This window comes from Vibrio sp. J2-4 (genome assembly GCF_021728155.1).
GTDB lineage: Bacteria > Pseudomonadota > Gammaproteobacteria > Enterobacterales > Vibrionaceae > Vibrio > Vibrio diabolicus.
In genome coordinates, this window is the sequence record NZ_JAKKCN010000009.1 from 37,447 (window position 1) to 57,675 (window position 20,229).

The following is a 20,229-nucleotide window of genomic DNA, read 5'->3' on the forward strand; positions in this document are numbered from 1 at the left end:
AGGTCAAAAACAAGATGAAACCGATTTTTGGCAGAGGTCCGTCTCTGCAATTACGTCTGTTTTTTGCTGTCATCGTGTCGGCGAGCTTAATGCTGGCTGATAGTCGTCTAGATACGTTTTCCAACGTCCGATACTTATTGAACAGTATGGTTGCGCCCATTCAATACGCAGCCAATTTGCCTCGCAGCATGTTCGATGGCGTATTTGAACGTTTTAATACTCGTCAGGCATTAGTTGAAGGCAATCGCAACTTAAAGCGAGAAGTGCTACGCCTGAAAAGCGAGCTGATCTTGCTCGATCAGTATAAAGAAGAAAACCAACGTCTACGCAAATTGTTAGGCTCTTCATTTGTCCGGGATGAAAAGAAAGTCGTAACTGAAGTGATGGCGGTTGATACTTCACCTTATCGTCATCAAGTGGTGATTGATAAAGGACAAATAGACGGAGTGTACGTCGGACAGCCAGTGATCAACGAAAAAGGCATTGTTGGTCAGGTCACGTTTGTCGCAGCGCACAACGCACGTGTTCTGTTGCTAACGGATGCGAAAAATGCGATTCCTGTCCAGGTGATCCGTAACGATATTCGAGTGATCGCGTCGGGCAATGGTGAAATGGATGAAATCCAACTGGAGCACATTCCAACCAGTACTGATATTCAGGTTGGCGATCTATTGGTGACATCCGGCCTAGGTGGGATTTACCCAGAAGGGTACCCAGTCGCGACGGTTACCAATGTGGATCACGATACGCGCCAAGAATTTGCGTCAATCAAGGCTGAGCCAGTTGTAGAGTTTGATCGTTTACGTTACCTACTGCTGATTTGGCCGAATGAAGATCGTCAACACAAAGTGCTGCGATCCAATGTGGATGAAGGGTTAGAGCAAGAAGAACAAGAGGTAACTGATGGCCAATAATGTAGTGAGCAGCCGAATGGTGATTGGTGTCAGTTTCTTCGTTGCGCTGGTATTACAAACCATTCCGTGGCCAGGTGTGTTGGATGTTTTACGTCCATCATGGTTGTTCCTTGTCACGTGTTATTGGGTGTTGGCACTGCCGCACCGAGTGAACGTTGGAACCGCGCTAGTGCTGGGCTTATTATGGGATATCTTGATCGGCTCAACGCTTGGAATTCGCGGCATGATGATGTCGATTGTCATCTATCTGGTGGCGTTGAATTTCCTATTGATTCGTAACATGGCATTGTGGCAACAGTCGATTTTAATTGCCTTTTTTACTGCGTTATTGGAAGTTTTGATATTCTGTGGGGAATATTTGAACCAGGACGTAGTATTTAATCCATTATCTCTGTGGACGGCAGCAATAAACTGTATACTTTGGCCATGGATGTTTTTATTAATGCGACGAGTTCGTCGTGCATGGCACGTAAGGTAAAGCGGTGAAGAAAAGCCTATCTCTCGTTCTCGCTTCGGGTTCTCCGAGAAGAAAAGAGCTGCTTGCTCAACTAGGTTATGACTTTGAGATCGTATTGCCTGATATTGAGGAAGCTAAACAGGCTCATGAGCAGGCACGAGAGTACGTGCTGCGTCTTTCTTTGGAAAAAGCTCAGGCAGGCTTAGCATTAGCTAAGCCTGATTCCGTTGTATTGGGCTCTGACACGGTCGTAGTATGCGATGACCGTGTGCTAGAAAAACCAAAAAGTTTTGAAGATTCAAAGCGTATGCTTACTGACTTATCCGGTCGTCGTCATCAAGTGATGACTGCGGTGAGCGTCGTATCATCGGAACAACAACATTCAGTGGTCGTCACCACTGACGTGTGGTTCAAACAACTGACTCACGAAGAAATCGAACAATATTGGCAGTCAGGAGAGCCATGCGATAAAGCTGGAAGTTATGGTATTCAAGGACTCGGAGGGCGATTTGTCACCCGAATCGAAGGCAGTTATCACGCTGTAGTAGGCTTACCTTTGTTCGAAACCGATCAGCTAATTCAAGAATTTTTATAATTGTTTTGAGGTGTGCACATGAGTGCAGAATTGCTGCTTAACGTGACCCCGAGTGAAACTCGTGTGGCCATGATTGAAGGTGGAGTACTACAAGAAATACATATCGAGCGCGAATCGCGTCGCGGCATTGTGGGCAATATATACAAAGGCAAAGTCAGCCGAGTACTGCCAGGTATGCAAGCGGCTTTCGTCGATATCGGTTTAGATAAAGCGGCGTTTTTACATGCGTCAGATATTGTCCCGCATACCGAATGTGTGGCAGAGAACGAAAAACAGCAGTTTCAAGTCCGTGATATCTCTGAGCTGGTACGTCAGGGACAAGACATTGTTGTACAAGTGGTCAAAGATCCGCTCGGCACGAAAGGCGCGCGTTTAACGACGGATATCACATTGCCTTCACGTTATCTTGTCTTTATGCCGGGTGCCAGCCATGTTGGTGTCTCGCAGCGTATTGAGAGTGAGAAAGAGCGCGAGCGTCTGAAAAAAGTGGTGAACCATTACTGTGATGAGCACGGTGGTTTTATCATTCGTACCGCAGCGGAAGGCGCAGATGAAAAAGAGCTTTCTCAAGACGCGGCATTTCTTAAGCGCTTGTGGCTAAAAGTCATGGAGCGTCGTTCAAAATACAAAACGCGTTCAACGCTTTACGGTGAACTTGGTTTGGCCCAGCGTATTCTGCGTGATTTTGTCGGCACAGAGCTCGATAAAATCATGGTCGACTCCCGCCTCGAATATGAAAACCTGAAAGAATTCACTTCTGAGTATGTACCTGAGTTAACAGACAAGCTTGAGCTTTACGAAGGTGACAAGCCAATCTTTGACATGTACGACACCGAGAATGAAATTCAGCGTTCTTTAGAGCGCAAGGTTGAGCTAAAGTCGGGTGGCTATTTGATCATTGATCAAACTGAAGCTATGACAACTATCGACATCAACACTGGTGCATTTGTTGGTCGTCGTAATCTCGAAGAGACTATCTTTAATACCAACATTGAGGCAACTCAGGCTATTGCTCGTCAGCTGCGTTTGCGCAATCTCGGCGGCATCATCATTATCGACTTTATCGATATGGCGTCTGAAGAGCACCGTCAGCGAGTGCTTACCTCATTGGAAACCGCACTGGCTAAAGACCGAGTAAAAACTAACATCAACGGCTTTACTCAGCTCGGCTTAGTCGAGATGACGCGTAAGCGCACACGAGAAAGTATTGAACATATCTTGTGTTCTGGCTGTCCTACTTGTGAAGGCCGTGGTAGCGTGAAAACGGTTGAAACCGTGTGCTTTGAGATATTACGCGAGATTACTCGTGTAAACCGTGCTTACGACGCCGATAATTTTGTTGTGTACGCATCGCCGTTTGTTGCTGAAGCGCTGTTGGGTGATGAGTCTCATGCATTGGCTGAGCTCGAAGTATTTATTGGCAAGCAAGTGCGAGTTCAGGCTGAGCCCCTGTACATTCAGGAACAGTTTGACGTCGTAATGATGTAATTTGGAACATTTGTGAATTCTGGTGTTAACCGTTTTGGGCGTTTTTGTGCGTGGAGTTTAGTTACTGTACTGGTGTTATTAGCCATATTAGTAACCACACTGCGCGTCACATTGCCACAACTTAACCACTTCCAAGATGAGATCAAAACCTGGGTCAAGCAAGACACAGGTTTTGACTTTTCTATCGCCAACGTCGCAGGGACGTGGCGCAATAACCATCCCTCGATCGCGCTACTCGGTTTAGAAGCGAACCTGCCGAATATTCAGGATGCACGCTTTGCCGTTGAAGAAATCCAAATTGAATTCGATCTCATTCAATCTCTTTTGCAACTCAAACCGGTGGTCGCAGACCTCACCATCCATAACCTCGCTCTGGATATTCACACCGTAGACATTCTGCCGACCTCTAGTCGTCAAGAGCAGGAGTCGAGTGTGGATAAGAGCGAAGTGAAGCTCATCGACCAACTCGACTCACTTCTTTTACGTCAGTTTGAAGACTTCACCATTACCGACTCACGGATTTGGTATAAATCGGTATCTGGTGAGACTCGCCGTTTAGATATCGAGCAGCTCCGTTGGAGCAACCAAGGCAAGCATCACTTAGCCGAAGGCACCGTGAACATTGCCGATGTTCGTCTGAATTCATTGTTAGTGAGCGCTAACTTTAAAGATCATGGTTCGCTACGTGATGTGTCTGGTGAGTTTTACGTAAGTGCCCAAGATGTCTCAGTGACGCCTTGGTTAACCACTTACATGCAAGAAGAGTCGGGTGCTGAGTCGGGTAAGGTCAGCTTAAACACTTGGCTGACGCTGAAACACAGCCAACCGAATGATGCGTATGTTGAACTGTTGCCTTCTGAGCTGGTGTGGAATGAAAACGGTCGTCATGAGCTGTTTATCGAGTCAGGTATTTTCAATCTTCGACCAGATAAACAAGGTTGGAAAGTAAATGGTCACTCACTTCGGATCCGAACCGACAACACCCCTTGGCCGGAATTAGACGCAGCGTTTGATTGGCAACCGAATGGTTGGACGCTCAACCTTTCTCAACTCGATATCGAAGCACTTATTCCGCTCATCAAATTGGCTCCAGAGTCAGAATCGACCAGTGACCTTATCAACAAATTGGCACCGAAAGGCCGAGTTGAAGATGTTCGCTTGTCCATGAACGGTGGTTTAGACACGTTACGCTACTCCGCGGAACTGGATGAACTTGCGATGACGCAATGGGAACTGCTACCAGGATTCCATCATGTGCAGGGCAGTGTATCTGGTGATTTAGATCAGGCAAAAGCGAAAGTAACCGTCATTGATGATGTATTTCCGTACGGTGATGTATTTCAAGCTCCGCTGAATATCAAACAAGGTGAAGTCGATATTATCTGGCAACAAGATGAGAGTGGCTGGCGCTTGTGGTCTGATAAAGTGACGGCAGCGACACCGGATCTTCAAGTACTAGGAGCATTCCGTCTTGATTTTCCAAAAGAACAAAGCCCATTTTTATCGTTTTATGCTGAAGCAGATCTCTATAACGCAGGTGAAACATGGCGTTACCTGCCGACTCTGGCACTTGGACAAGACTTAACGGATTACCTATCGACTGCGATTCAAGGCGGTAAAGTGAATACGGCTAAGCTGCTGTGGTATGGCGAGTTAGGGGATTTTCCTTACAAAGATCATAATGGCATGTTTCAGGCGTGGGTCGGTTTAAAAGACGCGAAATTTAGCTTTGATACGGCGTGGCCAACCATCACTGATCTGCAGCTGGACTTGCTGTTTGAAAATGATGCCATGTATTTAGATTCAAAGTCCGCCACGCTAAATGGTGTTCATGCCAAGCGTATTACTGGGCGAATCCCTGAGTTGGCGGAGGGTGGACACATTGAGATTGAAGCCAAAGCGAGCGCGCCGGGTAATGAAGTTCGTGACTACATGATGGCGACGCCATTGGTGGACTCGGTCGGGGCAGCGTTGACGGCGCTGCAAGTGAGTGGTCCGGTTTACTCTGAGTTCCAGCTCAACATTCCGTTTGATTTTGAAAAAGAGTCCCGTGCTTGGGGTTATGCCGATTTAACAGAAAACCGTGTCGATATTGAAGCGCCGCCAATGACGCTGGAGAAAGCCACAGGGCGTATCCACTTCGATAATGATGTGGTCACCACATCGGGTTTGTCTGCAGAGTTGCTTACCCAGCCTATCTCCCTCGATTTTCATGGTGAGAGTGCGGAACAGGGCTACAATGTGACGATTAATACATTAGGGGATTGGGACGTTGAGCCTCTCAAACCTTATGTTGGTGAGCGTTGGTTAAAGCTTGTTTCTGGGCATGCGCCGTGGCAAATGGACATTGACTTACAACTTAATGATGTAGGCTTCACCTATCAACTTGATGTGTTGGCGCAGCTAAATCGTTTAGCGAGTCAATATCCCTATCCGCTAGCGAAACAAGTTGGCGAGTCCGGGCAAGCAAAACTACAGGCATCCGGCAACCAAGAAAGTATTTCAGCAAGACTACAGATACCAAATGCTAAGTATCAAACCGAGATAGATATAACTGGCGACGTACCTGTTCTGACGGCGACTCATTTAATGGTCGGCAAAGGTGGTTTCAGGATCAGCCCTATTGTCGGACACGATGCATCAGTGCGTGTCGCTGAGCTTAATTTAGACCAGTGGGCAGAGCTGGTTCAGGGCTCGGAAGGTAAGCAATCCTCATCTGTTCTGGCAAGCATGAAGACGCCGAGTATTCCATTGCCGACACGGATTGATGTTGAAACGCCAAACTTGCAGCTTGGTGGGATTGAGTTTCATGATGTGGACTTCTCCGCAAGCAAAAAGAATTTGAGCTGGCAACTCGATGTGGACAGTCAAGAGGTTAAAGGTAAGGCTAACTATCTGAAACCGTATGACTTATCGGTCTCTTTGGAGCACTTGCACCTGTATATTCCAGGGTTTGAAGAGATGACCAAAGAGCGTAGCTCGCTCTTTGCCAGTGAGGATCAAAACGCGCCTTTGATTACCAATTTTGACCGCCAGTTTCACGCTGAGATGCCAAACTTAACTTTGAACATCGATGATTTTTGGTTGCAAGGTTACAAAGTGGGGAAGGTGAATGTTGATTTGCAGCGTCGCGAGAACCGTTTGGAGTGGAAAAATATCACCTTTAGCAGCGGCAAAAACCGCATTGATATGAGCGGTTGGTGGGATCTGACAAAAGAGAGTAGCCATTCCAACTTAACCATGAAAATGAAAGGTGATAACAACACTGATCTTATGGAGCGCTTTGGTATCACATCGGGTATTCAGCAGGCACCATTTGAGATCAATGCCAATATGGAGTGGGACGGCGCGCCTTGGTCGATGAAGACACAAACCTTGCAAGGGAATGTCTCAACGGAATTTGGTAAAGGCGTGATCAGTGAAGTCAGTGGTGCGGCACGCTTGTTAGGTTTGTTCAGCTTGGATTCTATCATCCGTAAGATGCAGCTCGATTTTACCGACGTATTCGATAAAGGCATGGCGTTTAACTCGATCACGGGCACGGGCAAAATCCAAGATGGCGTGTTTATCACCAACGATATCGTGATGGATGCCTTAGCAGGAGAAATGCAGATCCGCGGCATCGCCAATATGAACAGCAGAATGGTCGATGCGGAAGTGAAGTTCACCCCAGACATCACATCAGGCCTACCAATGCTGACCGCGTTTGCAGTAGCGCCACAAACCGCGTTGTATGTTTTAGCCATCTCAACAGTGATTTCTCCGGTGGTTGAGGTCTTCACTCAAGTCAATTATGAAGTGAAAGGCCCACTAGACTCACCAACGGTAAAAGAAATTTCTCGAAGTAAAGGTGAATACAAACTGCCAGAAAAGCTGCGTGAACAGGCGAAATAACTCACCGACTAAAATGGAATAGGGAGGAAACACATGGAACGTGTTGGCATTATTCAAATGACATCGGGTCCAGATATCACTGCGAATCTGGACTTTATTGAAAAACAGTGTGCTTTGGCGAGTAAGCAAGGTGCCAAGCTTGTCCTTACCCCTGAAAATACGGTGCTGTTTGCCAACCGCGAAGCGTACCATCAACATGCAGAGCCACTTGGGAGTGGCATGATTCAACAGCGGCTCTCTGAAATCGCAAGAAAGAACCAGTTAACACTGATTGTCGGAAGCATGCCCATTCAAACCGCAAAAGGTGTCACGACCACAACGCTTGTATTGCCGCCGCACGGTAAATGCATTGCTCACTATGACAAACTGCATATGTTTGATGTCGACGTAGCCGATGGTTATGGTAGTTATCGTGAGTCGGATACGTTTATGGCGGGTAATCAAATTGTAGTGGCGGAAACCGATATCGGCAGCGTTGGATTGAGCATCTGTTACGATCTTCGTTTTCCTGAGCTTTATAAAGTATTACGCCAAGAAGGCGCGGATATCATTGTGGTGCCTGCTGCGTTTACCGCTGTGACGGGGCAAGTTCACTGGGAAGTATTATTGCGAGCTAGAGCGATTGAGACACAATGTTGGATTTTGGCGAGCGGACAAACTGGAACGCATCCATGTGGACGAAAAACATGGGGACACTCAATGGTCGTTGACCCTTGGGGACGTATTCATAAACAGCTTCAGGATGAAGTAGGCTTGTTAGTGACAGAGATAGATTTGTCACAGAGCCAACAAGTAAGGCAGAATATGCCGCTGACTCAACACAGTCGCTTTCAAAATGAATTGAGACGGAAATAAAAGAGCTAACTATGAGCACAAACCAAATAGAACAGGCACTCCTTGCCCCAAATGGTCTGACAGAACAAGACATTGCTGACACGCTTGCCAGCATTGCGACGCGCCAGATCGATTATGCGGACATTTACTTTCAGTCCAGCTGGCACGAGTCTCTGGTTCTAGAAGACAGCATCATCAAAGATGGCTCTTTTAACATTGATTGTGGTGTTGGTGTTCGTGCGGTAACTGGTGAAAAAACCGGCTTTGCCTACTCTGATCAAATTCAGCCTGAAGGTCTGAAGCAGAGTGCAATGGCGGCGCGCGGTATTGCTCAACAAGGGCAAAATGGCAAAGTCCAAGCGTTTAAACGCACCGAAAACCAAGCGTACTACGCGGCTGTGAATCCATTAGCTGGGTGGGAAAAGCAGCAAAAAACAGAGTTGCTCAAATCTCTAGATGCTTACATCCGCACTAAAGAGCCATTGATTAAAGAAGTCTCGATCAGCATCAGCGGTGTGCATGAGCAGATGCTTGTTGCGGCAACAGACGGTACTTATGCAGGCGATATTCGTCCTTTGGTGCGTTTGTCTATTAGCGTGCTCGCTCAAAAAGGTGAACGACGTGAACGAGGTAGCGCTGGTGGCGGTGGCCGTTTTGGTTACGATTTCTTTTTAACGGAAAGCAATGGTGTGAAACAAGCTTTCCATTATGCAGACGAAGCGATTCGCATGGCGCTGGTAAACCTTGAAGCAGAAGCCGCACCAGCAGGCATGATGCCAGTGGTATTGGGCTCAGGTTGGCCAGGCGTATTGCTACATGAGGCGGTAGGTCATGGCCTAGAAGGTGACTTTAATCGTAAGGAATCTTCGGTTTTCTCTGGCAAAATGGGTCAACAAGTGACGTCTTCACTGTGTACCATTGTTGATGACGGTACATTAAAAGACCTTCGTGGTTCACTCAATGTGGATGATGAAGGGGTGAATGGCCAGTACAACACGCTTATCGAAAATGGTGTGCTGAAAGGTTACATGCAAGACAAGCTAAACGCGCGGTTAATGGGTGTGAACCCAACAGGTAATGGTCGTCGTGAGTCGTATGCACACTTGCCGATGCCGCGTATGACCAACACCTACATGCTTCCAGGTGAACATACGCCAGAAGAAATCATCTCGACGGTAGAGAAAGGGTTGTATGCGCCAAACTTTGGTGGCGGTCAGGTGGACATTACTTCGGGTAAGTTTGTATTCTCCGCATCGGAAGCGTACTTGATTGAAAACGGTAAAATTACGCGCCCTGTTAAAGGTGCGACGTTGATTGGCTCAGGTATCGAAGCCATGCAGCAAGTCTCTATGGTCGGCAACGACCTAAGTATCGACAAGGGCGTTGGCGTATGTGGTAAAGCAGGTCAAAGTGTGCCAGTTGGTGTTGGTCAGCCGACCTTGAAATTGGACTCACTGACGGTGGGTGGCACTGAGTAACTCATTCGAATCGTTATAAAAAGAGCGCTCATTAGAGCGCTCTTTTGCTTTGTGAGTCGGTGTCGATTATAGATTTTCTTCAGCAAATTCCGCCAAGCGGCTACGAACCACGCCGTTGAGGTGAATATTTGCGCTGCCTTCAAAGTTCTTGAAGCGCTCAACCATGTACGTCAACCCTGATGTCACTGGGGTGAGGTAATGAGAGTCAATCTGCGCCAAGTTACCGGAGCAGACGATTTTTGTTCCTTCACCACAGCGGGTGATGATGGTTTTGATTTGTGATGCGGTGAGGTTTTGACACTCATCAAGCAGTACAAACGCATTTTGGATCGAACGGCCACGCATAAAGTTGATCGATTTAAATTGAATGTTGGCTTTATCGCAGATGTACTTCAATGAGCCTTCAGTGCAGTGATCGTGTTTATGTAGCGCTTCCAAGGTATCGGTCACCGCCGCTAACCACGGCATCATTTTCTCCTCTTCTGAGCCGGGTAAGAAGCCGATGGATTCACCGATGTCTGGCGTGTTACGCGTCACGATAATTTTATCGAACATGCCTTTTTCAATGGTTTGCTCCAGTGCTGCTGCCATGGCTAATAGCGTTTTACCACTACCAGCGGCACCGGTTAAAATCACTAGGTCAATATCCGGGTCAAGTAAGGCATCCAACGCCATTCCTTGGTAGATGTTTTTTGGTGTGATGTCCCAAGCCTTACGGTGCATCATGCGTTCACGGCTCAGGTCGAGTAGCGTTAATTTGTCTTCATTGATGGTTTCCACGCGGCCAGCAAAGTCGCTGTCTTCATCAATCACATATTGGTTAATAAAGGTTGGTTCAAAAGGTTCACGATTGAGCTTGTGATAGGTTTTTCCGCCCAGCGCATAACTTTCCACTTCCTCAATATCACTCCAGAAGTCCCCCTCACGCAGTTGAAAGCCTTTGGTGAGGTATTGAATGTCGTCAATCAGTTGATCGGTTCGGTAGTCTTCAACAAAACGTACGCCAGCGCCTTTGGCGCGCAGACGCATGTTAATGTCTTTCGTGATCAGTACCACTTCACGTGGTGCTCGTTTGTTTTGCAGATAAAGCACCGCATTGAGTATGCGGTTGTCACCGGCTTTGTCGGCGAAGGCTTTGACGGTTTCCTGCAGTTCGAAATCCGCCAAAATGGAAATGGTGCCTTGGTCGGGGCTGTCTTTAGAAACAGGAATACCTTCAGAAATTTCATCGGGCGTTGCTTCTTTAAACAAATCTTCCAAAGCGCGAATAGCCACGCGAGCGTCTCTTGCGACATCGCGTTTGCTGTCTTTGATTCGGTCGAGTTCTTCCAACACGGTCATGGGGATAACGACATCGTGTTCTTGGAAAGAGAAGATGGCAAAGGGTTCATGAAGAAGAATGTTGGTATCAAGTACAAACAGTTTCCGATCGGTATCGCCCATAGCGTCTCCTTGCCGTAATACGGCTCTGCATGCGAGTGGTTAGGTCGTTCTCAAATAGGTGTGAAGCGGCCTAACTCTGATTGCTTGCAATAGAGGTTGTCGGGCTGATGTCGGTTAGTGTGCAACCGAGTAGCAAGACAACTTACTGCAAACCCGTGTTGATCCTAATCGTGTACTAACGCGCTTAAATCATATGCAATGGTTTTAAACGCCCCTCACTAGAAGTATACGTAATATTTACGTTCTACAACTTAATAATTGGCATGAGTATTTTACAATTTGATTGCATTTATAGTTTGGGAAAAAAAGTTTCCGCTTGATGCGGTTTCGGCGTGACCTAAATCACAGCTTCAAGTAAGATTAGCGACCTTTTTCTGCGTATAGGCTACGTCCGATTTATCATGTTGAGCTGGCTTAAAAATACTCAGTTCATACTGGAATGACGAATGCTATCGGCATAGCAGAAGCCAGAATCAGATCTAAACTATTATCCATGCCTACGGGCATGAGTAGACCAACAAGAAACACGAATCAAGAACTAATAACGAGGTAGTCAATTCATGACATTTGCTTTGGGGCAGCGCTGGATTAGCGATACGGAAAGCGATTTAGGTTTAGGTACCGTTGTAGCAATGGATGCTCGTACTGTGACATTGATGTTTGCAGCGTCAGAGGAAAACCGAGTTTACGCACGTAACGATGCACCTGTTACCCGAGTCACCTTTAACGTTGGTGATGTCATCGACTGCCAAGAAGGTTGGTCTCTAAAAGTTGAAGAAGTACTGGAAGATGAAGGTCTATACACCTATTTCGGTACTCGTGAAGACACGCAAGAAACCGCCGTTGTTCTGCGTGAGATTTTTCTGAGCAACCAAATTCGTTTTAATAAACCTCAAGATAAGTTGTACGCCGGTCAAATCGATCGCATGGACAACTTTGTTCTGCGTTACCGTGCGCTAACCAACCAGTTTGAGCAGCATAAGAGCCCAATGCGTGGCCTATGTGGTATGCGTGCAGGTTTGATCCCTCATCAGCTTTACATCGCGCACGAAGTTGGCCGTCGCCACGCGCCACGCGTATTACTGGCGGATGAAGTGGGTTTGGGTAAAACCATCGAAGCGGGCATGATCATCCACCAGCAAGTGCTGTCTGGCCGTGCAGAACGCATTTTGATTGTGGTACCTGAAACACTGCAACATCAATGGCTGGTTGAGATGATGCGTCGTTTCAACCTGCATTTCTCTATCTTTGACGAAGAGCGTTGTATCGAAGCATTCGCGGATGCAGAAAACCCATTTGATACCCAGCAATACGTGCTGTGTTCTTTAGACTTCCTACGCAAGAGCCGCAAGCGTTTTGAACAAGCACTGGAAGGCGAATGGGACCTATTAGTTGTCGATGAAGCGCATCACCTTGAGTGGAGCCAAGATAAACCGAGCCGTGAATACCAAGTGGTAGAAGGTTTAGCCGAACGTACTCCTGGAGTGTTGTTACTGACGGCAACGCCAGAACAGCTTGGTCGTGAAAGCCACTTTGCTCGTCTGCGTTTGCTGGATCCTGACCGTTTCTACGATTACGAAGCGTTCATCGAGGAAGAAGAGCAATACGCGCCTGTAGCAGATGCGATTACTTCACTCTTCTCTGGTGAAAAACTGCCTGATGAAGCGAAAAACCAGATTACTGAATTGTTGTCTGAACAAGACGTAGAACCACTTTTCCGCATAATCGAGAGTGAGACTGACGAAGAAGCGAAAGCGTCAGCGCGCCAAGAGTTGATCGACAACTTGATGGATCGTCACGGTACGGGACGTGTTCTGTTCCGTAATACACGTGCTGCTATCAAAGGCTTCCCAGCGCGTAACGTGCACCTGATGCCAATGGATATTCCACCGCAATACACCACGTCAATGCGTGTTGCTGGGATGATCGGCGGTAAGATGAGTTCGGAAGCACGTGCAATGAAGAACCTTTACCCAGAAGAGATCTTCCAAGAATTTGAAGGCGATGATGCAAGCTGGTGGCAGTTTGACTCGCGCGTGAATTGGTTACTTGAAAAGGTAAAAGAGAAGCGCAGCGAGAAAATTCTGGTGATTGCCTCTCGTGCAAGTACGGCTCTGCAATTGGAGCAAGCACTGCGTGAGCGTGAAGGTATTCGTGCGACCGTCTTCCATGAAGGTATGTCGATCCTTGAGCGTGACAAAGCAGCCGCTTACTTTGCGCAAGAAGAAGGTGGTGCACAGGTTCTTATCTGTAGTGAAATCGGCTCTGAAGGTCGTAACTTCCAGTTTGCCAACCAACTTGTCATGTTCGACTTGCCATTCAACCCAGATTTGCTTGAGCAACGTATCGGTCGTTTGGACCGTATCGGCCAAAACCGCGACATCGACATTCATATTCCTTACCTGAAAGGTACCTCGCAAGCCATTCTTGCTCGCTGGTTTGATGAAGGTTTAAACGCTTTTGCAGAAACTTGCCCAACAGGCCGTGCCGTTTACGATAAGTACTCTGATGACTTGATTGAAATCCTTGCTTCTGGTGACACCAGCACGCTGGATGAGATCATTGAAGCGTCAGCAAAAATGAATAAAGAGCTGAAATCCCAATTGGATCAAGGCCGTGATCGCCTGTTAGAAATGCATTCAAATGGCGGGGAAAAAGCACAACAAATCGTTGAGAAAATTGAATCAACCGACGGCGATACCAATCTGGTCACCTTCGCACTTTCTCTTTTTGATACGATTGGTTTGAACCAAGACGATAAAGGTGAAAACGCACTGATTGTGACCCCATCTGAGCACATGATGGTACCAAGCTACCCAGGTCTGCCATACGAAGGAGCGACGATCACGTTTGATCGTGATACGGCTTTATCTCGTGAAGACATGCACTTTATCAGTTGGGAGCACCCAATGATCCAAGGTGGTATCGATCTTCTGATGAGTGAAGGGGTGGGTACGTCTGCGGTATCTCTTTTGAAAAACAAAGCGCTACCAGTCGGGACCATTCTTCTTGAGCTGATTTATGCGGTAGATGCGCAAGCACCAAAACGCAGTGGCATCGCGCGCTTCTTACCGAAAACGCCAATCCGTTTGATGATGGACTCGCGTGGCAATGACTTGTCTGCTCAAGTGGAATTTGAAAGCTTTAACCGCCAGCTCAGCCCTGTAAACCGTCACTTAGGCAGCAAGTTGGTCACGTCGGTACAGAAAGACGTACACCGCTTGATCGAAGCCGGTGATATTCTTATTGAAGAAAAGGTCGAAGAAGTACGCAAGCAAGCTCATCAAGATATGCAGCATAGCTTGAATGCAGAACTTGAGCGTTTGCAAGCACTGAAAGCGGTAAACCCAAATATTCGTGACGAAGAAATTGAAGCCATTGATGCACAAATTAAGGAGCTCACTGGTTACATCAACCAAGCTCAAGTGCAGCTCGACTCGCTACGTTTGATTGTGGTAAGCCACAACTAAGTAAGTTTTTATTGCTCATTAAAAAAGGTCTTCAGTTGAAGACCTTTTTCTTTATTTGCGGTTTAGTTTCTTTATGCAGAATGCATTACTCACTCATAGCTAACTCATTTACATCAACCATTTCCACCAGATAAATACAGCCAAGAAGCCAAACAAGTAAATCAGGCCTGCAATCGACAACCACTTCAATTTAGGTCCAACAGCCAGAGGTTCAGGTAACTCGGTTTTGCTCACTAATGTGTAATTTAGCAGAGCAAAGAATGGTGTGGTCATAAAGGCGAGGATCATCGCAAAGTTCAGCATAGGCAATAACGCAGAAGCCCAGAAAACCACAATACCCAATGCAAATAAGGCGACCACCAGCATGATCGCTGAAGTGGTTTTAGGGTTCGTGTCTGGTTGCGAGCGCAGTAGACGTTGAGAGTCAGAAATAACGCGCGAGTAGCCATCAATAACGGTAATCGTGCTGCCAAAGATACAGAAAAACGCAATTACCGCTATCAAGTAACGAGACCATTCGCCAATCGTCGCCGCATATAAGCCAACCAATTGATGGGAGAAGCCAACGCCAGAACTTTCAAGCGCAACGCCAGATCCATAAAGCATCAAAGAACCTAATGATACAAAGATAATGGCAAGAAAAGCCGTGCCAATGTAACCGACATTAAAGTCAAATAGAGCAGAGCGATACGTTACTTCTTGCTGGCTTGATTGGCGTTTTAACCACGCAGAGGTCAAGCAGGAGATCTCTATCGGTGCTGGCATCCAGCCCATTGTTACGACGATAAAGCCAATTGCCGCAATCGACCAAGGTGACGTTGGCTCGAAGTTGGCCACTTGCTCAACAGGGTTACCAAAGGCGATAGAAACGGCAAGTAAAGTCGCGATGGTTAACACCGACATGATCACCTTAGATAGCGTATCGAGCGCTTTGTAATGGCCAGCAAATAATATGATCAGGCAGGTGACAATCACAATGATACTGAGTGATGCCATTGATAGTGAAAACGGAATGAAGTAGCCCAGCAAGCTAGCACTAAACATCAACAAAGCGGCGGTATTGATTACGGCTGAGACCACGCTCAGAAATAGAAATAGCCATAGATAAGGCCGACCTAATTTCGCGTAGCCCTCAACCAAGGTGAGCCCTGTCCCCATGGTGTACTGTACACCCGCTCGGAAAAAAGGGTATTTAAACAGGTTTACGAGCAGAATCAGCGCCGCCAGTTGCCAGCCATAAATCGCACCAGCTTTGGTTGATGCGACGAGGTGAGAGCCACCCACCGCAGCAGATGCCATTAATATGCCGGGGCCTAACGAACGAAAAAATAAGGAAAGTTTGGATTGGGGTTTATCTATAACGGCGGAGTCCATTGCTTATTGTCCTTTTTATCTTATGTACCTTTCTAAAGAGATACATACCGCAGTACATGACAAGCTGAGCGCTCGCCCTATACTGCGCAACGGTAATGTCTTTTAAATGCTGTGTTTTGATGTATTTATTTTAAGTATTCTTTGCGAATATCATGCTGTGTGCATCTAGCACTCTATTCAGTTATGCGTCTTGTTGTCAAACTAAATTTACAACGTGCTATTTTTAGTTTTTATGCTAAAGGATTGACTTTGTGTTATTGGTTTGAACTTTTCTTCAGAACCCTGCATCTGGGTGCTATTTGGGTATATAATCGCGGCGTTTTTATTTTGTAGAGATCTCCCATGGCAATGCTTGAATATACCCCTCCCACCGATCCTTGGGTCGATATCGTTTTTGAGGATGACGACATTCTGGCAGTGAATAAGCCATCTGGGTTACTGTCTGTTCCTGGTCGACTTGCAGAGCATTACGACAGCATGTGGAGCCGCCTCAAGGAAGTGCATCCAGAAATCCAAGTAGTGCATCGCTTGGATATGTCGACATCAGGGTTGATGCTGCTGGCGAAAAACAAACCTTCGGAGCGAGCATTAAAAAAGCAGTTCCAATATCGTCTCACCCACAAGGTGTATTACGCACGTGTTTGGGGGCATGTTGAGCCGCAAGAAGGGAATATTGATCTTCCATTAATTTGTGATTGGCCAAATCGTCCGCGACAAAAAGTATGCTTCGACGACGGCAAGCCATCTCAAACTTTATTCCAAGTGGTGAAGCGTGAAGTGCACCCTGATAGCACCCATACGACCGTTGTGCGACTACTGCCCATTACTGGTCGATCGCATCAGTTACGCGTGCATTTGATGGCGATTGGTCATGCGATTGTGGGTGATGAGTTTTATGCAAGCGAAGAGGCGTATCAGTTTTCAGAACGTTTAGAGTTGCACGCTGCGGAGCTAAGTTTTTATCATCCAGCTACGGATCAGCTGAGCAGTATTTTTGTACCTTGTGACTTTTATCCTGAAGCCGAGGCGGCGATCTTTAACTATTTTTCGCCAGAACGTACATTGCCTGATTATAAAACGTTGCCACACCCTTAATGCCAACCGCAGTCAACAACGGTTCTTTCTAGTTCGCTATTTCGTTACTGTGGTTGATGTATCCTGTCTTTCAGCCGTGAATAAGGAGTTGTTATGTCTTTGCCGACCATCGTATTTTTGGACCGAGCGACCATCCCAGAACATATTGAGATCCCACGACCTAGCTTTCAGCACCACTGGCGTGAGTACGACTTAACCGCGCCAGAGCAGGTAATAGAAAGGTTAGCAGATGCAGATATCGTGATTAGCAATAAAGTCCTGCTTGACCAAAATGTATTAGAGCAACTATCACAATTGCGGATGATCGCGGTTGCCGCAACTGGTTTTAACAACGTCGATGTGGACTACTGTGCTAAGCATGATATTGCGGTTGCCAATGTACGTGGTTACGCGACGCGTTCGGTACCTGAGCACGTGATGGCGATGCTGTTTGCTTTACGCCGAAATTTATTTGGTTACCATCAAGATATTGCCGCTGGCGAATGGCAGCGTAATAAGCAGTTTTGCTTTTTTACGCACCCAATCGGGGATATAGGTGGTAGCACACTAGGTGTTGTTGGCAGCGGCGCTTTAGGGCAAGCGACAGCACAGTTAGCGAATGCGCTAGGCATGCAGGTGATCTTTGCTGAGCGTAAAGGTGCACCGGAATGTCGACCTGGTTATGTACCGTTTGAAGAAGTGTTGAAACGTTCTGATGCGTTGACTTTGCACTGTCCGCTCAACGAGCATACTCAGAATTTAATTGGTCAAGCAGAGTTGCAACAAATGAAGTCCAACGCCATTCTAATTAATACGGGGCGTGGAGGCTTGGTTAATGAGGAAGCGCTGGTGGAAGCCTTAAAACAGGAAGAAATTGCAGCGGCTGGTTTTGATGTTTTTACACAAGAACCGGCTGATGAGAGCAATCTGCTGATTGCCAATATGAGTTTACCTAATTTGTTACTGACACCGCATGTTGCATGGGGCAGCGACTCATCTATCCAACGTTTAGCGGAAATCTTGATTGAGAACATTAACGCTTTCGAGCGCGGAGACCGCGTTAATCGCTTAGTGTAACGCTGACTGTAAAACCAAAGATAAAAAAAGCAGACATTGACGTCTGCTTTTTGCGTTTAAATCGAATGCTCATTGCTTGAGCCCTCGAATTAAAACTCTTCTTCGTTTAGACCTTTTAGGATCTGGAAGATTTCGCGGTACGCTTTTGCTGGTTTCCCAGCCTTTTTCTCTTTCGCTGCTTGGCGAGCCAATTGGCGTAGACGCTGACGATCCGCTTCTGGGTACATTTCCATTACGTCATCAATGGCTTTGTCGCCTTCTTCCACCACGCGATCACGCAGAGCTTCAAGCTTGTGGAATACCGCCGTTAATTGAGAGTGCTTGTTACGAATCTTATCCAACGCCGCTTGGATTGGCTCTGGATCTTCATAACGCATCAACTTACCAATACGTTGTAATTGGCGACGACGTGCTTCGTTTTTAAAGCGTTGCGCGTCTGCAATTGCTTCTCGCAGGTCTTCGCTCAATGGAAACTTTTCGAGAACTGCAGGTTTGAGGCCGACAAGCTCCTCACCTAGCTTTTGCAGTTCTTCCATGTCTCGCTTCATCTCGGATTTGCTTACCCAGATGATCTCTTCTTCTGGTTCCCATGGCGCTTTTTGATTCTTACGTGCCATTTCAGTTGCCTGTGTTTTGATTAATATTATGACTATTTTAACAAGAATCGTGGGGAGAAAGCGAAATTCTTGTTATCCTATTGTTCATCAAAGACAAGATGTGAAAGACAATGGATATTAAACAGCAGGTTGCTGAGCAACGTACCGAGCTAGAGCAAGCCGTCGCAAGAGCCTTAAAACTTGCATCGGCAAAATCTGACGCCGCCGAAGTCGCAATTACCAAAAGCACTGGTTTAAGTGTATCTACTCGCATGGGCGAGGTAGAAAATGTCGAGTTCAACAGCGATGGTGCGCTGGGCATTACCGTTTACCGAGGTCAACGTAAAGGCAGTGCTTCCACGTCTGATTTAAGTGAAGCTGCTATCGAGCAAACCGTTATTGCGGCGCTGGATATTGCGCATTACACATCTGAAGATCCATTTGCAGGGCCCGCAGCCAAAGAATACATGGTGCAAGAGATCCCCGAGCTTGATCTTTTCCACCCAGACGCCCCTGATCCCGATTATGCTGCCGATGTGGCGATCGCCGCTGAGAAAGAAGCGTTAAGTTATAACAGTGCAATCAAGCAAAGTGATGGCGCGAGTTATGATAGCCACTACGGTGTAAAAGTGTATGGTAACAGCCATGGATTATTAGCAAGCTATGCGTCTAGCCGCCACAGTACCAGCTGTTGTGTGATTGGCGTTGGTCAAAATGGCGAAATGGAGCGTGATTACAGCTACACAGTGGCACGTCATCGCGATGACTTATGGACACCAGAAACAGTGGGTCGTAAGGCTGCAGAGAATACGATTAACCGCTTAGATGCGCAGCGCCTAAAGACAGGTAAATACCCAATCATGTTTGCCGCTGATGTTGCAACTGGCTTGATTGGTCACCTAGTTATGGCGATCAGCGGTGGTAACCTGTACCGTAAATCTTCTTTTCTACTTGATCACCTTGGTAAGCAAGTGCTTCCTGAGTGGTTCAATATCTCGGAACGTCCACATGTATTACGTGGTTTGGCGTCAAGCCCATTCGATAGCGAAGGCGTATATACTCAAGACCGTGAGATCATTACTGACGGTGTGCTAGCAACTTATCTGTTAACCAGTTATGCCGCACGTAAAATGAAGATGGCGCCGACAGGTCACGCTGGTGGCATCCATAACTGGTACGTGAAATCGACTGGTCAAAACTTCGAACAAATGCTCAAAGAGCTCGGCACTGGTTTGTTAGTGACAGAAGTGATGGGGCAAGGCGTGAACGTGGTAACAGGTGATTACTCTCGAGGTGCTGCAGGCTTCTGGGTTGAGAACGGTGAAATCCAATACCCAGTATCGGAAATTACCATCGCTGGTAATCTGAAGGACATGTTCAATAAGATTGTTGCCGTAGGTAGCGACGTTGAAACGCGCTCGCAAATTCAAACGGGTTCAATCTTACTGGATGCGATGAAAGTTGCAGGTGAGTAAGCTTTCCTAGTTCAGAATTAAAAAAGCCTGATGTGTTCATCAGGCTTTTTAGTTTTTGCA

The 20,229-nt window shown here is 46.8% G+C and carries 14 protein-coding genes; 11 read left to right on the plus strand and 3 right to left on the minus strand.

Features of this window, described 5'->3' with window-relative positions:
* Positions 1-14: 14 nt before the first annotated feature.
* From mreC to tldD, 7 genes are read left to right on the plus strand one after another with little or no spacing between them, the layout of a single operon-like run.
* Complete coding sequence (gene mreC / locus L3V32_RS22640; protein WP_005396268.1) at positions 15-914, plus strand: rod shape-determining protein MreC; 900 nt, start codon at positions 15-17, stop codon at positions 912-914.
* On the plus strand, positions 904-1,392 hold the full coding sequence (gene mreD / locus L3V32_RS22645) for a rod shape-determining protein MreD (protein WP_012841380.1): 489 nt from the start codon (positions 904-906) through the stop codon (positions 1,390-1,392). The genes mreC and mreD overlap by 11 nt, the downstream gene beginning before the upstream one ends.
* 4 nt (positions 1,393-1,396) lie before the next feature.
* Entirely contained in the window at positions 1,397-1,966 is a 570-nt protein-coding gene (locus tag L3V32_RS22650; RefSeq protein WP_048626847.1) for a nucleoside triphosphate pyrophosphatase, read from the plus strand.
* Positions 1,967-1,984: 18 nt separating this feature from the next.
* A complete protein-coding gene (rng, locus tag L3V32_RS22655; protein ID WP_005381138.1) occupies positions 1,985-3,454 on the plus strand; it encodes a ribonuclease G in 1,470 nt (489 codons plus the stop codon).
* A 12-nt stretch (positions 3,455-3,466) separates the two neighbouring features.
* Entirely contained in the window at positions 3,467-7,348 is a 3,882-nt protein-coding gene (locus tag L3V32_RS22660; RefSeq protein WP_237285303.1) for a YhdP family protein, read from the plus strand.
* Positions 7,349-7,381: 33 nt separating this feature from the next.
* A complete protein-coding gene (locus tag L3V32_RS22665) occupies positions 7,382-8,203 on the plus strand; it encodes a carbon-nitrogen hydrolase family protein (protein WP_237285305.1) in 822 nt (273 codons plus the stop codon).
* Positions 8,204-8,214: 11 nt separating this feature from the next.
* Complete coding sequence (gene tldD, locus L3V32_RS22670) at positions 8,215-9,660, plus strand: metalloprotease TldD (protein WP_170892775.1); 1,446 nt, start codon at positions 8,215-8,217, stop codon at positions 9,658-9,660.
* 66 nt (positions 9,661-9,726) lie between these two features.
* On the opposite strand, the gene L3V32_RS22675 is transcribed toward tldD, so the two are convergent.
* The gene (locus tag L3V32_RS22675) at positions 9,727-11,103 is read right to left on the minus strand and encodes a PhoH family protein (RefSeq protein WP_237285307.1); all 1,377 of its coding nucleotides are present in this window, start codon (positions 11,101-11,103) and stop codon (positions 9,727-9,729) included.
* A gap of 560 nt (positions 11,104-11,663) precedes the next feature.
* On the opposite strand from L3V32_RS22675, the gene rapA reads away from it, so the two are divergent.
* Positions 11,664-14,573 carry an RNA polymerase-associated protein RapA gene (rapA, locus tag L3V32_RS22680; protein WP_237285309.1) on the plus strand — a complete coding sequence of 970 codons (2,910 nt, stop codon included), beginning with the start codon at positions 11,664-11,666 and terminating at the stop codon, positions 14,571-14,573.
* Positions 14,574-14,681: 108 nt separating this feature from the next.
* Here rapA and L3V32_RS22685 read toward each other — a convergent pair whose 3' ends face one another.
* A complete protein-coding gene (locus L3V32_RS22685; protein WP_237285310.1) occupies positions 14,682-15,947 on the minus strand; it encodes an NRAMP family divalent metal transporter in 1,266 nt (421 codons plus the stop codon).
* Positions 15,948-16,289: 342 nt separating this feature from the next.
* Between L3V32_RS22685 and L3V32_RS22690 the strand changes: the two genes are divergently transcribed.
* Both L3V32_RS22690 and L3V32_RS22695 read left to right on the plus strand, forming a co-directional pair.
* Complete coding sequence (locus L3V32_RS22690; protein ID WP_237285312.1) at positions 16,290-17,042, plus strand: pseudouridine synthase; 753 nt, start codon at positions 16,290-16,292, stop codon at positions 17,040-17,042.
* Between the two features lie 93 nt (positions 17,043-17,135).
* The gene (locus tag L3V32_RS22695; RefSeq protein ID WP_237285314.1) at positions 17,136-18,098 is read left to right on the plus strand and encodes a D-2-hydroxyacid dehydrogenase; all 963 of its coding nucleotides are present in this window, start codon (positions 17,136-17,138) and stop codon (positions 18,096-18,098) included.
* A gap of 89 nt (positions 18,099-18,187) precedes the next feature.
* Here L3V32_RS22695 and yjgA read toward each other — a convergent pair whose 3' ends face one another.
* Positions 18,188-18,715, minus strand: coding sequence for a ribosome biogenesis factor YjgA (yjgA, locus tag L3V32_RS22700; protein WP_005396253.1), 528 nt, complete (start codon positions 18,713-18,715; stop codon positions 18,188-18,190).
* Positions 18,716-18,825: 110 nt separating this feature from the next.
* Between yjgA and pmbA the strand changes: the two genes are divergently transcribed.
* Complete coding sequence (pmbA, locus tag L3V32_RS22705) at positions 18,826-20,169, plus strand: metalloprotease PmbA (RefSeq protein WP_006742351.1); 1,344 nt, start codon at positions 18,826-18,828, stop codon at positions 20,167-20,169.
* Positions 20,170-20,229: the final 60 nt, after the last annotated feature.